This is a genomic window from Streptomyces sp. GMY02, assembly GCF_019056675.1.
In the GTDB taxonomy this organism is placed as follows: Bacteria; Actinomycetota; Actinomycetes; order Streptomycetales; family Streptomycetaceae; genus Streptomyces; species Streptomyces odonnellii.
Genome location: NZ_CP077658.1, coordinates 719,117 through 731,980 on the forward strand (window position 1 = coordinate 719,117; position 12,864 = coordinate 731,980).

General features: G+C 73.1%; 12 protein-coding genes and 1 pseudogene. 3 read left to right on the plus strand and 10 right to left on the minus strand.

The features are described from left to right. Positions 1–24: 24 nt before the first annotated feature. Complete coding sequence (locus KQY30_RS03020; protein WP_217310697.1) at positions 25–774, minus strand: LytTR family DNA-binding domain-containing protein; 750 nt, start codon at positions 772–774, stop codon at positions 25–27. A gap of 168 nt (positions 775–942) precedes the next feature. On the opposite strand from KQY30_RS03020, the gene KQY30_RS03025 reads away from it, so the two are divergent. Next, positions 943–1,533, plus strand: a complete 591-nt coding sequence (locus KQY30_RS03025) for a hypothetical protein (RefSeq protein ID WP_367997386.1) — start codon at positions 943–945, stop codon at positions 1,531–1,533. Positions 1,534–1,604: 71 nt separating this feature from the next. On the opposite strand, the gene KQY30_RS03030 is transcribed toward KQY30_RS03025, so the two are convergent. After that, positions 1,605–2,483: an Fpg/Nei family DNA glycosylase gene (locus KQY30_RS03030; RefSeq protein WP_217305432.1), complete on the minus strand. Its 879-nt coding sequence runs from the start codon at positions 2,481–2,483 to the stop codon at positions 1,605–1,607. A 116-nt stretch (positions 2,484–2,599) separates the two neighbouring features. Here KQY30_RS03030 and KQY30_RS03035 point away from each other — a divergent pair, with 116 nt between their 5' ends. Further along, positions 2,600–3,304 (plus strand): alpha/beta hydrolase, encoded by a 705-nt coding sequence (locus KQY30_RS03035; protein WP_046494791.1) that lies wholly within the window; start codon positions 2,600–2,602, stop codon positions 3,302–3,304. A 465-nt stretch (positions 3,305–3,769) separates the two neighbouring features. On the opposite strand, the gene KQY30_RS03040 is transcribed toward KQY30_RS03035, so the two are convergent. The 6 genes and pseudogenes from KQY30_RS03040 to KQY30_RS03065 all read right to left on the minus strand — a co-directional run bounded on the left by KQY30_RS03040 (position 3,770) and on the right by KQY30_RS03065 (position 11,039). Next, entirely contained in the window at positions 3,770–4,684 is a 915-nt protein-coding gene (locus KQY30_RS03040; protein ID WP_217305433.1) for an amidohydrolase, read from the minus strand. Positions 4,685–4,690: 6 nt separating this feature from the next. Further along, positions 4,691–5,002, minus strand: a complete 312-nt coding sequence (locus tag KQY30_RS03045) for an L-rhamnose mutarotase (RefSeq protein WP_217305434.1) — start codon at positions 5,000–5,002, stop codon at positions 4,691–4,693. Further along, positions 4,999–6,030: an aldo/keto reductase gene (locus KQY30_RS03050; RefSeq protein ID WP_217310698.1), complete on the minus strand. Its 1,032-nt coding sequence runs from the start codon at positions 6,028–6,030 to the stop codon at positions 4,999–5,001. Before KQY30_RS03050 ends, KQY30_RS03045 begins: the two co-directional genes overlap by 4 nt. Positions 6,031–6,185: 155 nt before the next feature. Beyond that, a pseudogene (locus KQY30_RS03055) lies at positions 6,186–7,578 on the minus strand (wax ester/triacylglycerol synthase family O-acyltransferase). Positions 7,579–7,731: 153 nt separating this feature from the next. Beyond that, positions 7,732–9,804, minus strand: coding sequence for a SpoIIE family protein phosphatase (locus tag KQY30_RS03060; protein ID WP_217305435.1), 2,073 nt, complete (start codon positions 9,802–9,804; stop codon positions 7,732–7,734). Positions 9,805–9,875: 71 nt separating this feature from the next. Then, complete coding sequence (locus KQY30_RS03065) at positions 9,876–11,039, minus strand: DUF6777 domain-containing protein (RefSeq protein WP_217305436.1); 1,164 nt, start codon at positions 11,037–11,039, stop codon at positions 9,876–9,878. Positions 11,040–11,361: 322 nt separating this feature from the next. On the opposite strand from KQY30_RS03065, the gene KQY30_RS03070 reads away from it, so the two are divergent. Beyond that, on the plus strand, positions 11,362–11,886 hold the full coding sequence (locus KQY30_RS03070; RefSeq protein ID WP_217305437.1) for a DUF1990 family protein: 525 nt from the start codon (positions 11,362–11,364) through the stop codon (positions 11,884–11,886). Positions 11,887–11,890: 4 nt separating this feature from the next. Here KQY30_RS03070 and aac(6') read toward each other — a convergent pair whose 3' ends face one another. Continuing rightward, positions 11,891–12,364, minus strand: a complete 474-nt coding sequence (aac(6'), locus tag KQY30_RS03075; RefSeq protein WP_217305438.1) for an aminoglycoside 6'-N-acetyltransferase — start codon at positions 12,362–12,364, stop codon at positions 11,891–11,893. Positions 12,365–12,468: 104 nt separating this feature from the next. Continuing rightward, positions 12,469–12,639, minus strand: coding sequence for a hypothetical protein (locus KQY30_RS03080; RefSeq protein WP_217305439.1), 171 nt, complete (start codon positions 12,637–12,639; stop codon positions 12,469–12,471). Between the last annotated feature and the right edge of the window lie 225 nt (positions 12,640–12,864).

Consider the following 12,864-nt stretch of genomic DNA (forward strand, 5'->3'; position numbering starts at 1 on the left):
TCAGCGCCTGCCCCGGCCGTGTCGTCAGCGCCCGCCCTGCCGCATCAGAAGGTCCCGCAGGGCGCGGGCGTGGCGGCGGCTCACGGCCAGCTCCGCGTCCCCCACGCGGACGCTCATCGCGCCCGCGTCCAGCCGCAGTTCGTCGATCCGGGCCAGCGCGACGAGATGGCGGCGGTGGATCCGTACGAAACCGCGGGCCCGCCAGCGCTCCTCCAGGGTGGTGAGCGGGATCCGTACGAGATGGCTGCCGTTGTCGGTGTGCAGTCTGGCGTAGTCGCCCTGCGCCTCGGCGTACGCGATGTCGTCTACGGCGACGAAGCGGATCACACCGCCGAGTTCGACGGGGATCTGGTCGGCCGCGGGGGTCTGCGCGGGACCGCGCTCCCCGACCAGTTCGGCGACCCGGCGCACGGCCTCGGCGAGCCGCTCCCTGCGGACCGGTTTGAGGACGTAGTCGACGGCCTTCAGATCGAAGGCCTGGACGGCGAAGCCCTCATGGGCGGTGACGAAGACGATCAGCGGCGGCTCGGCGAACCCGGCCAGCAGCTTGGCGACATCGAGCCCGGTCAGTCCGGCCATATGGATGTCGAGGAAGACCACATCGATGGCGGCGGAGCCGTCGGGCCCGGCGTCGAGCGCGTCACCGATCCGGCGCAGGGCCCCCGTCGCGCTGGTCGCGCCCTCGGCGCTGCGGATCCGGGGGTCGGCCCTGAGCAGATAGAGCAGCTCTTCGAGGGCCGGTTCCTCGTCGTCGACGGCCAGTACGCGCAGCATGACGCCGGAGTGTAGGTCCTCGGACACACAATGGCTTCCCCGCTTGAATGATTCCGGGCTCCGGTCCGTACCAGACATCATGCGGACCTTGGACCTCCATCGTGATGTGGGCGCCTACACGCTGGGCGTGCTCGACCCCCGGACGCCTTCCGCTTCGAGGACCACCTCATGGACTGTCCGCGGTGCACCCTGCTGCTCGCCGATCTCGGCGGGGTACGGGCGCAGCTCGACGAGTACGCGCGGCGCACCCCGCCCGGAGTGGCGCCGTTCACCGCCGCCGCCCCGGAGCTGCTGGCCGGGCTGCTGGAGCGCACCGCCGCCGGGCGGCGCGTCCGGCGGGGGCGGCGGCTCGCGCTGGTGGCCGCGGCCGCGGTGCTCGTGGTGGGCGGCCCGCTCGCGGTGCTCCGTACCGCCCCGGGACCGGCTCAGGGCGCGCAGGCCGTACGGTGGACCGCCACCGACCGGGCGACCGGTACGGCGGCCGTGGTGACGGCGGCGGAGACGGGCTGGGGCACGGACGTCGGCCTCGAACTGGTACGGCAGGGCGCCTTCGGGGTCTGCGCGCTGGTCGCGGTGGGGGTGGACGGCTCCCAGGAGACGGTGACGACCTGGGCCGCGCGCGCCGGGGACGGCGAGGCACTGGTCACCCGGGGCGGGGCGGCGCTGCGGCCGGGCCAGATCGACCACTTCGAGGTGCGGGCCGCGGACGGACAGCGGCTGGTGACGATCGGCGGGCGGAACGGGAACGGGAACGGCTGAGCGGGCACGTTCCGCGGGCGGGACGCGTTGGTCCGTCAGTGCCGTGTTGCTCGGCCGGGCGAGGAGGCGGGTCACTTGAGGAGGCGGGACATCCGGCGGTCCGCGAGCGGTTTGCCGCCGGTCTGGCAGGTGGGGCAGTACTGGAGCGAGGAATCGCTGAAGGAGACCTCCCGGATGGTGTCACCGCAGACCGGACAGGCCTCCCCAGCCCGGCCGTGCACCCGGAGCCCGGTCTTCTTCTCCGCCTTGAGCCGCCCCGCGGCCACCCCGCGCGAGCGTTCGACGGCCTCGCGCAGCGTGGTGCGCAGGGCTTCGTAGAGGAGGGTGATCTCGTCCTCGGAGAGATTCTTGACCGGTTTGAACGGGGACATCTTGGCGGCATGCAGGATCTCGTCGCTGTAGGCGTTGCCGATCCCCGCGATCAGGCGCTGGTCCCGCAGCGCCCCCTTGATCTGCCGCCGCTCACCGGCGAGAAGCCGGGCGAACGCGGCGCGGTCGAAGGAGCCGTCGAGCGGATCGGGGCCGAGCGAGGCGATCCCGGGGACATCGGCCGGGTCGCGTACGAGATGGACGGCGAGGCGCTTGGTGGTGCCCGCCTCGGTGAGATCGAATCCGTCCCCGTCGGCGAGGACGACCCGCAGCGCGAGCGGTCCCTTGCCGGGCCGTGGCGGCTCCGGAGGGAACGAGTCCTTCCAGCGGAGCCAGCCCGCGCGGGCGAGATGGACGGCGAGATGCAGCGGGTCGCCGCCGCCCGGGCCGGCCGCGGCGATGTCGAGGTACTTGCCGTGGCGGGCGACGGACGCGACCGTGGTGCCCTCCAGAGCGGAGAGCGGCGGATCGTAGGTCTTCAGGACATTGACCGTCAGGGGCAGCACGCGGACGATCTCCCTGCCCACGAGCCGGCCGTCGAGAAACTCGCGCAGTGCTTCGACTTCGGGTACTTCCGGCATGCGTCCAGCGTGCCGCAGTCCCCTTGCGACCGCCTATTGAGCCCCGCGCCGACGGGGCGGGTGTCACCACACGAGGGGTCGCCCCATGACCCCGTCCGCCGGAAGAAAGGCCCCGCATGCCCGTGAGCGACCGCCGAGCCGCCGTCCAGTCCGCGCTGGTCCTCGACAGGACCTCGGCGCGGCCCCGCGCCGCCGTCCTGGTGCTGCACGGCGGTCGTTCGAAAAGCGAGCGGCCGCCGGGCCGGATCAATCCGCCGGGGGTACGGATGTGGCCCTTCAGCCGGGCGGTGCTGCGGGCCACCGACGGGTACGACGTGGTGGTGGGCCGGGTGCGCTACCGGTACCAGGGGTGGAACGGCGGGCGCGCCGACGCGGCCCGTGACGCGCGCCGGGCGCTCGACGAACTGGAGGAGCTGGCGGGGCCGGTGCCGGTGGTGCTGGTGGGGCACTCGATGGGCGGTCGCGCGGCCCTGGCGGTCGCGGGGCACGACCGGGTCAGCGGGGTGGTGGCGCTGGCGCCCTGGTGCCCCCGGGGCGAGCCGGTGGAGCAGCTCGCGGGCTGCCGCGCGGTGCTGCTGCACGGCGACCGCGACCGGGTGACGGACCCACGCGAGACCGTCGAACTGGCGGCCAGGGCGCGGGCGGCGGGCGCGGAGGCCTGCGCGGTCCTGCTGCCGGGCGGCGACCACGCGATGCTCCGCAGGGCAGCCACCTGGCACCGCCTGACCACCGGCTCGGTGACGGCGCTGCTGGGCATGGACCCGTACCCGGAGGCGGTCCGCAGGGCCCACGCGGGATCGGACCCGGTCCAGAGCCCCTGACAGTGCGGGGGCCGGGGCGGGGCGTGTACGTCGCCGCGGGCGGTGGTCCTGACGTGACGGACGTGTGCGGCGAAGGCCGCGCTGGAGCGGGACCGTGCCCGGGTCGGCCTGCGGGCGAGGCCCATGCGATGACCGCGCCGGAGCAGGACCGTGCCCGCTCGGCCTGCGGGCGAAGCCCGTGCCGGGCCCATGACACGTTGCTTCGCGCGCCTGGCGGGCGCGCGAGGAAGCCGTGCCGGGCTGGGTCCGGGGCCAGTCACGGCCCCGGGGCGGTCCGGAGCCCGACGGACCGGCCCAGTTCCCCGCCGGGCGGCCCGTGGCGGCGACTCGTACGGGGTCCGGGACCCCGCCCGGGGTTTCCCCCGCCGGGGGGCCGTGGCGGGCACTCGTACGGGTCCGGAACCCGCCCCGGGTTCCCCCGCCGGGGGCCCGTGGCGGCGGCTCGTACGCGTCCGGGGCCCCGGCTCAGAGGCCGTACACGCGGCGTGCCGTGCCGGCGAAGATCTCGCCTCGCTCGGGGTCGCTCAGGGCGCTCGTCACCACCCGTGCCGCGTCCAGCACTTCGCCGTACGTGGCGGCCAGCCGGCAGACCGGCCAGTCGGAGCCGAACATCAGACGGCCGGGGCCGAAGGCGTCCAGGACTGTGTCCGCGTACGGGCGGAGCCCGTTGGCCGTCCAGGAGTCCCAGTCGGCCTCGGTGACCATGCCGGACAGCTTGCAGACGGTGTTGTGCCGGGCGGCGAGCGTCCTGATGTGGTCCGCCCACGGGTCGAGGCCGCCGGAGGCGATCGGCGGCTTGCCGAGGTGGTCGAGGACGAACGTGAGGTCCGGCAGCAGTTCGGCCGCCACCGCCGCCGCGGGCAACTGGTGCGGGAGGACGACCAGGTCGTACACGAGCCCCGCGGCGGCGACCGCCGCGAGCCCGCGCTGCACGTCCGGCCGCAGCAGCCAGCGCGGATCGGACTCGCCCTGCACCTGGTGGCGGATCCCCACGAGCCGGTCGCCGCCCGGCAGTTCGCGCAGCGCGGCGAGGGTGTCGGCGATCCCGGGCGCGGTGAGGTCGGTCCAGCCGACGACGCCCGCGACCAGCTCACTGCTGCCGGCGGCGGCGAGGAATTCGGGGGTCTCCTCCGGCACGCAGATGGTCTGGACGAGCACCGTGGCCGTCACTCCGGCGGAGCGTGCCTCCGGCTCCAGCTCGTCGAGGGTGAAGTTCCGGCGGATCGGCGTCAGGGCGGGGCCGGTGATCCAGTCCTGGTCGCGTACGGACAGATCCCAGATGTGGTGATGGGCGTCCACGATTCCCGCGGTGCTCGGGGCATCGGCGGTATCTGTGGCACTCGCGGTGTTGGTGGCACCCGCGGTGTTCGGCGGTGTCATCGGCGGTCACAGCTCCCAGACGACGGGCAGCGCGGCATCGGCACCGCCCGCCGAGTAGTCGTGCGGGACATCGAGCAGTCCTGCCATCCTGGCCTGCCAGGCGGCGTTGACGGGCAGCCGGTCCAGCTCGGCGAGCAGGCGCGGGTAATCCTCGCACTCCAGCAGATGGAAGAGGTCGGTGCCGCTGCGCCAGATCGTCCAGGACGTGGCGCCCGCCGCGCGGATCGCGGCGGTGAGTTCGGCGGGCACCTCGCGGTGCGCGGCCTCGTACTCCTCGATCCGGTCGGCGCGGACCGTGGTGTGCAGGGCGACCCTCATGACTTCGCTCCGTTCCCGGTCGGCAGCCCTTCGGCCGGGGGCTCCGCGGTGTCCGGTTCCGCGCCGAGCAGACCCTCGGCGCGCAGTTCGGCCCACAGGTCCTCGGGGACGGTACGGGCGGCCAGTTCGGCCGCGTCCCGTACCTCCGCCGCCGACCGGGTGCCCACCAGCACACTGGCGACGGCCGGATGGCGCAGCGGGTAGTGCAGGGCCGCGGCGCGCAGGGGTATCCCGTACCGCCGTGTCACCGCGTCCATCCGCAGGGCGCGGTCGACCAGGTCGGGCGGCGCCGCGGCGTAGTCGTAGGTCGCGCCGGGGCGCGGATCGGCGAGCAGCCCGGAGTTGAAGACCCCGCCGACCACCACGCTCCTGCCGCGCGCGACGGCCTCGGGCAGCAGTTCGGTGAGCGCCGACTGGTCGAGCAGGGTGAAGCGGCCCGCGCACAGGACGACATCGGCGTCGGTGTCGCGGAGGAAGCGGGTGAGCATCGCGGTCTGGTTCATCCCGGCGCCGATGGCGCCCACGACCCCTTCGGCGCGCAGCCGCTCCAGCGCCGGATAGGCCTGTCCGAAGGCCTCCTCGGCGTGGTCGTCCGGGTCGTGCAGATAGACGATGTCGAGCAGGTCGAGGCCGAGCCGTTCCAGGCTGGCCTCGATACTGCGGAGCACGCCGTCGGCGCTGAAGTCCCAGACCCGGCGGTGCGTGGCGGGTACGGCGAAGCCATGGGCCAGATCGTCACCGGCATGGCCGTCCCCGGGGACGGGTTCGAGCAGCCGCCCCACTTTGGTGGAGATGGCGTACGTGTCGCGCGGCCGGTCCCGCAGCGCTTCGCCGAGCCGACGTTCGGAGAGCCCGAGGCCGTAGTGCGGTGCCGTGTCGAAGTACCGGATGCCCGCGTCCCAGGCGGCGTCGACGGCCGCCCTGGCGTCGTCCGGTTCGACCGGTGTGTAGAGATTGCCGATCCCGGCCGCCCCGAAGGACAGTCCGGTCACCCGGACCGCACCGCGTCCGAGCGTGCTGTGCCGCATACCGCCGCCGCCTCCCGCCACGCCGACACCATCCGGTCTGGTGTCGATCACGACGAATATTCATCGGATGACTGAGTGCCGTCAACACCTCCGGAGCAGCTTTCTGTGCTTCCTTTTGAATGAACTGTCCGACCTATCGGTCGGGCAGCCATGGCTCAACGGCCCGGCCTGATCTCCCTGGTGGCCCGCACCAGCTCCGCCAGTTCGTCCGTCGTCCCGCGCGCCAGCCGGTCCAGGTCCGGTACGGCCTTGCCGTCGGCGACGAGGCCCACATGGACACGTCCGCCATAGGTGGTCAGCGCCACCGCCAGGGACTGTCCGCGCGCCAGCGGCGCCATCGGATACACCTCGCGCAGCGGGCAGCCGCCCAGCGAGAGGGTGGAGCGCGGCAGCGGCACGCTCGTCACCAGGATGTCGAAGAGGATCCTGGCCGCGCTGCCCGCGAGCGGCGCCCCGAGCCGGTGGGCCAGCGGCGGCAGTTGGTCCGCGAGTACGGCGACGGCGCCCGCGCCGCGCGACGGGCCCGCCGACTTGTTGCGGTCCATGGCCCGGCGTACCCGCGCGAGCCGGGCCCGGGGATCGGCCTCGCCGACCGGGAGGCCGAGGAGATACGCGGAGAGCCGGTTGGCGGAGCCGGGCGGGCTGCCGGGGCGGCGCCGGGAGACCGGTACGAGGGCGCGCGGGGGCGCGGCGGGCAGCCGCTCGCCGCGTTCGAGCATCCAGCGCCGCAGCGCTCCGGCCACTGTCGCGAGCAGCACGTCGTTGGCGGTGCCGCCGGCGGCCCTGCGGATCCGCTGGACGTCCTCCAGATCGAGCACGGCGGTGGCGAGCCGCCGCGTACCGCTGGATCCGGCGGTCAGGGCGGGCGTTCCGCGCGGGTCGAGCCGGCTGGCCCGTACGACCGAGGCACCGATGCCGACCGCGCGGCCCAGCTCCTCGATCCGGCCCCTGGCCAGGCCCGCCACCTGCCAGGGCCCGGGCAGCCAGGACCGGGGCGGCACCGGCCTGACCCGGCGGACCCCGGCGGCCCGGGCGTCGGCGATCTGGTCGAAGATGCCCGCGCCGATGGCGACGGCGCGCATACCGTCGGCGAGGGCGTGGTGGAGCTTCACCAGTACGGCGAAGGGGCAGGGGCCACGGCCCTTGCGCGGCGCCACGGCGTCCCGCCCGCCGGGCGTCAGGACGTACATCTCCCAGGGCGGGATACCGCGCTCCAGCGGGCGTTCCATCAGCTCGCCCGCCAGCCGGGCGGCCTGTGCCGTGAACTCCCCCGCTGGCAGCCGCAGCCGCCGTACATGCCGCCGTACGTCGAAGTCCTTGTCGGCCGCCCAGGCGGCGCCGCCGACCGGGAGCCAGACGTCCCGTACCCGCATCCGCAGCCGGGGGGATGGCGGCGGCGCGGGTGGCGAGCAGCTCCAGCAGTCCGGCGCCGGCCACCGCACCGGGCGCGGCGGTGAAGAGGGCGAGCGCGCCGAGGTGCATGGGATGGTCGGCGGATTCGAGATGCCAGAAAGCCAGATCGATAGGTGCCAGCAGCTCGGTGGTCAAGGGAACCCCAGGTCCTAGGGGGCGAGGCACTGCGCGGGCACAGCTCCTCACCAATTGGTCGGTTACGGTCAAGTACGTTCAGTTCACAGGCGCTTAACGACCTATATCGCACAGTGTGACGGAAATCCGGGGTGATGCCCGCTCAGAGGCGGCTCAGGGTGACGGCCGGTCAGGGACGGCGAATTCGCACCAGACGCACTTGCCGCTGCCGCGCGACTCCACCCCCCACGCGTCCGAGAGCAGATCCACCAGGAGCAGCCCGCGCCCCGAGACGCCGGACTCGCCTGCATCGCGGCGGTGCGGCAGGGTGCTGGAGCGGTCCTCGACCTCGACGCGCAGACGCCGTTCCGCGCCCGACAGGACGCGTACGTTCACGACCGCGCCGTTCCCGGTGTGCATCAGCGCGTTGGTGATCAGCTCGTCGGCGGCCAGCTCGATCTCGTCCGCGCGAGCGCCGGCACCCCAGGCGCCCACCGCCGCGCGGATCATGTGCCGTGCGGTGCTCAGCCCCTCCGGGTCGCCCCGCGCGACCCGCTGCTGGAGCCGCCCTCCGGGGCTCGGGCCCCCGGCTCCGCCGCGCCGCAGCAGCAGGACGGCGCCGTCGTCGTCGCCGCCCCGCTCGTCGACGACCGCGCAGATCCGGTCGGCCAGGAGCTCGAGATCGTGCGGTCCGTCCCGTACCAGCCCGGTCAGATGCCCCATACCGTCGTCCAGATCCGTGCCGGGCAGCTCCACCAGGCCGTCGGTGCAGAGCACCAGGGTCTGGCCGGGGTCGAGTTCGAGGATCTCGACCGGATAGTCGAGCCACCCGAAGAACGCGGAGAGCCCCAGCGGCATCCCGCCCGGCACGGGCAGTCTTCGGCAGGAGCCGTCGGTCTCCCTGAGCAGCGGGTCGATGTGCCCGGCCCGTACGAGCCGGACCGTCCCGGTCGACAGGTCGGCCTCCGCGTAGGTGCAGGTGGCGAAGCGGTCGGTGTCCAGCTCGTGCAGGAAGACCGAGGCCCGGGCCATCACGGTGGCCGGCGGATGCCCCTCGGCGGCGTACGCGCGCAGCACGATACGGAGCTGTCCCATCACGGCGGCGGCATGGGTGTCATGGCCCTGCACATCGCCGATGACGGCCCCGACCCGGCCGCCGGGCAGCGGGATGATGTCGTACCAGTCGCCCCCGATGTCCCTGCCGAGCCGCGCCGAGCGGTAGCGGACCGCGATCTCCGCGCCGGGCACGGCGGGGATCCGGCGCGGGAGCATGGCCTGCTGAAGCCCCTCCGCCAGATCGTGGTCCTGCTCGAAGAGGACGGCGCGCTGGAGACTCTGGGCGATGCCGCTGCTGAGGGCCACCAGCAGATTGCGGTCCTCGGCGGTGAAGCCCTCCTTGTCGCCGTAGAGCAGCCCGAGCGCCCCGATCGGCCGGGCCTGCGCGATCAGCGGCAGATAGGCGCCGGCGTTGATGCCGAAGCCGCGGATGTGCGACCAGAGGTCCGGATAGCAGAGGGCGAACTCCTCGCGGGATTCCACGAAGCGCGGGGCGAGTGTCCGTACCACCTCGTTCAGCGGGTACTCCTCGTCGGTCCGTGTCACGCGCACGTCCGGCACATGGGCGCCCTCGGGCCCCTCGGCGACCAGCCGGATGCGCCCCGCCTCCAGCAGGCCCATGACCAGGCCGCTCGCACCGAGGTGCTCCAGGCCGCCGGACTCCGTCAGTACGTCGATGACGTCCTGGACGGTCCGGGCGTGGGCGAGCGCGGCGGTGGTGGTCTCGACGACGGTGGTCTGCACCCGGCGTACCGCGGCCAGTTCACGCCGCGCGGTGGAGTCGGCCAGCTCCTGGACGGCGTCCCGGACGATACCGATGACCCGCACCGCGCGGCCCTCGTCGTCGCGGCGGATGCTGCCCTGGGTATGGGTCCAGCGCAGGGTGCCGTCGCGCCGGCGGCGCCGGAAGTAGGCGCCGTAGCCGGTGCTGCCGTCGCCGAGCGCCCGCGCGACCACCGCGTCCAGCCGCGCTCCCTCGTCGGGCGGGATCCTGTCCGCCAGGCTCGCGCGCCGGCCGTCGTACTCCTCGGGCGCGGTGTCGAACACGTCGAGCGCCTGGTCGTCCAGATAGAGCAGCCCGCTGGCGAGGTCCCAGTCGAAGGTGCCCATCCCGTTCAGAGAGAGGCTGAGATCCGGCTGGGCGGGCCAGTCGCCGGGAAGCGACAGGGGACCCGCTGCCCGTTCAGCCATGCAGACACTTTGTCATCAATTGTCGGATTATTCGAGTGGTCCGAGCGGCCTCCTCCGAGGCGGTCGAGCCCTCAGTCCGGGAACGAGACGGGACCGATCAGCAGGTTGTCGATCCGGACGTCGTCGGGGTTCGGGAGAGGCCCGTCGCCGGACCCGCCGTCGGGCAGCAGATCGGGCATGCCCTCGGAGCGCGGCTCCGGCTCGGGCATGTCCTCGGACTGCGGCTCGGGCTCAGGCAGGTCCTCGGGCTGCGGCTCCGGCTGGGGGCGGGGCGGGGGCGGCGGCCCCCCGCGCCCCGAGGACACGCCCGGCGGCCCTGGCTGGGCCGGGGGCGCGGGGGGTCCGGGGGGCACGGCCGCGGCGTCGGGCTCCGTCGGTGTCTTCACCTCGTCCGGATCGGTGATGTCGGCGTCCGGCCCGTACGCCGGTACGACGCCGGGACTCCCGTCGGCCTCCCCGCGGGTGCCGGTCAGCCGCTCGATCCACTCATGGCTGGCCATCTCGACAAGGATCAGGCTGCTCAGGGGCTGGGTGGTGCGGTCGATGACGACGACCCGCTCGGGCCGGTAGCCGCGCCACGGTGTCCCGCGGTGGATCATCGACCCCTGGGCCACGATGGGCGGCCGCAGCGGACTGCCGCTCGTGCAGCGCACTCTCGGCAGGCCGTGGCTGTCCACCAGTACCGGGGTGCCCGCCTGGAGTACGGACTGGAACTCGACCGGGGCGCCGCCCCGGTACGCGTGGTTCGTCATCCGGACGTCGGCACGCAGGGTGACTGGGGTCAGGCCGTGCAGGAATCGCGTCACGGAGTCCCGGCTGACCCGCGCGCCCTTGGCGAAGGCGGCGGCCTTGGCGGACTCCTCCGTGAGAAGACCGAGCTGCCGGTCGACATCGCAACTGGCGTTGGCCTGGGTGCCGCTGTAGAGACCGGGGGTGGAGCCCGGCAGGGCGCGCGCCGTCCGGCCGGAGCTGTTCTCGTTGTGCGCGTTGTACGAGTCGCCGCCGCGCGGCTGGGGGCTGGCCACCGCCCGGCTCTTGGCGCTGGTCTTGGGCGGGGCGATGGCGGTGGACTCGGTGAAGGGGTCGGGGCCCCGGTCCATGACCGGCTGGAAGAACAGCTCGTTGCTCTGAGGACCCGCCTCTCCGCCACCGTCCCCGCCGCACCCCGCCGTGATCAGAATGCCGGCGGTCAGCGCGGCAAGCGTGGCATGCCGACGACGGTTGGGTGAGGGCACCGGAATCTCCCGCCTGTTTCATCCATGAATGACCTCTTCATGTCTGCCGGATCACTCACCGCCCCGCAAGCGGGAACGGGCGCGGCACATCCGGGACTTGAACGCGTTCAGAGAGTGGCACTAGGGTGATCAGAGGACTTGAACACGTTCAAGTACGGGGGTGGTGAAGGATGTCCGCGCTGGTCAGCCGGACCGGAGTGGCCGGCACACCGCCGGCCGCACCCGCCGGGCCGTGCCCGTCCCGGCCGCCGTACGCACCTCTCGTACCGGATCCGATGCCACTACGCCGCCGGTGGCGTCCGCTCGCCGAGGAGAGCGCCGTATGAAGCCCGTCGACACACTCGGCCTCAGCTACGAGGAGACCGGCGCGACCCGGCTCGGTCCGCTGCCCGACGGATACCGCCATCTCCACCACCGCACCAGGATCGGCCGGGGCCGCCCGGTCTTCGACACCGCCGGAGCCGCGGTCACCACCTGGGCCCTGCACCGCCGCTCGGGCGCGCGGGTACGGGCCGGAACGCCCTGGGCCGAGCCGGGCACCGCCGTGGAGGTCTCGGTCGGGCTGGGCCCGCTGCGGCTGAGGGCTCCGTGCCGGGTGGTGTGGACGGCGTACGAGAAGGACCGCACCGGATTCGGCTACGGAACCCTGGACGGGCATCCCGAGTGCGGCGAGGAGTCCTTTGTGGTCGAGCTGCGGGAGGACGGCTCGGTCTGGTTCACGGTGATGGCGTTCAGCCGCCCGGCCCGCTGGTACACCCGGCTCGCAGGCCCGCTGGTACCGGTGCTCCAGCTCGCGTACGCACGCTGGCTGGGCCGCACACTGCGCCGGATCGCGGGCCCGCGCTGACGCCTCAGGTCAGCTCATCCGCGAGCAGGTCCATCAACAGCCCGTCCTGCCACATGCCGGTCCGGTGGTTGCGCCAGTACGCCCGCATGATCCCGACAGGTTTGAAGCCGACGCTGCCGTAGCTGCGGATCGCCGCGGTGTTGGCCGCGGCAGGATCGATGGTCAGCCGGTGATGGCCGCGTTCCCGCAGCAGCCACCGGGCCAGGGTGCGCACGGTGTCGGCACCGAGCCCCTTCCCGTGATGGCTCGCCGTCAGGAAGATGTCGATGCCGGCACGGCGGAACTCGGGGTCGGTCTCTTCGTCGAACTGGACGGCGCCGATGACCTCACCCCCGAAAACCACGGCCAGCATGCCCTCGTAGTCGTCCAGGGGCGGCCACCACGCCGCGACTTCCGGCTCTCTCATGATCCTGTCGAGGACTTCGGAGTCCCCGTCCGTCGTCGTGCGCAGCACGACCCTGTCCCCACGCAGTTCCATGCCCGCATTTTCCCCGAGCGGTGCGAGCGGTGAAGGCACCTTTCGGAATGAGCGAAGCGTCCCGTACCCCTGAGGTCACAGGGATACGGGACGGCCGGTGTTCCTCAGTCGATACCCGGCAGGATGTGCGGCTCCGCGAGGTCGTCCTCGTAACCGGCGAGCCGGATGGGGGCGGACCTGGCCCACACTTCGAGGTTCCCGATCTTCTCCGGGCCCTGCTTGGGCTCGGAGGTCTTCGCCGGTCTCTTTTCCCGCTTGGTCGTTTCTGGTGTCACCGCGCGCTCCTCTGTGTCGCGTAACTCTGGGACAGGGCATTCGTCGCGGTGGCGCCGTTTCGTTGACGGGACCGCAGCCGTGGTAGAGGGCCTGTCCCCGCGCGGCCGTCGGGGATGTATCCCCTGCGTGGCCGTACGTACCTCCCAGAGTAACCAAATGAGCGCCTGCCCGCTCCATCGGGTTCACGTTCGGGTGAGGTTTCGAGCAAATGGCCGATTATGAGT

Bases quoted from the DNA above. Each gene is read 5' to 3' on its own strand.
- KQY30_RS03020 (WP_217310697.1), bottom strand. From the start codon at position 774: ATGCTGCGCGTACTGGCCGTCGACGACGAGGAACCGGCCCTCGAAGAG.
- KQY30_RS03025 (WP_367997386.1), top strand. From the start codon at position 943: ATGGACTGTCCGCGGTGCACCCTGCTGCTCGCCGATCTCGGCGGGGTA.
- KQY30_RS03030 (WP_217305432.1), bottom strand. From the start codon at position 2,483: ATGCCGGAAGTACCCGAAGTCGAAGCACTGCGCGAGTTTCTCGACGGC.
- KQY30_RS03035 (WP_046494791.1), top strand. From the start codon at position 2,600: ATGCCCGTGAGCGACCGCCGAGCCGCCGTCCAGTCCGCGCTGGTCCTC.
- KQY30_RS03040 (WP_217305433.1), bottom strand. From the start codon at position 4,684: ATGACACCGCCGAACACCGCGGGTGCCACCAACACCGCGAGTGCCACA.
- KQY30_RS03045 (WP_217305434.1), bottom strand. From the start codon at position 5,002: ATGAGGGTCGCCCTGCACACCACGGTCCGCGCCGACCGGATCGAGGAG.
- KQY30_RS03050 (WP_217310698.1), bottom strand. From the start codon at position 6,030: ATGCGGCACAGCACGCTCGGACGCGGTGCGGTCCGGGTGACCGGACTG.
- KQY30_RS03060 (WP_217305435.1), bottom strand. From the start codon at position 9,804: ATGGCTGAACGGGCAGCGGGTCCCCTGTCGCTTCCCGGCGACTGGCCC.
- KQY30_RS03070 (WP_217305437.1), top strand. From the start codon at position 11,362: ATGAAGCCCGTCGACACACTCGGCCTCAGCTACGAGGAGACCGGCGCG.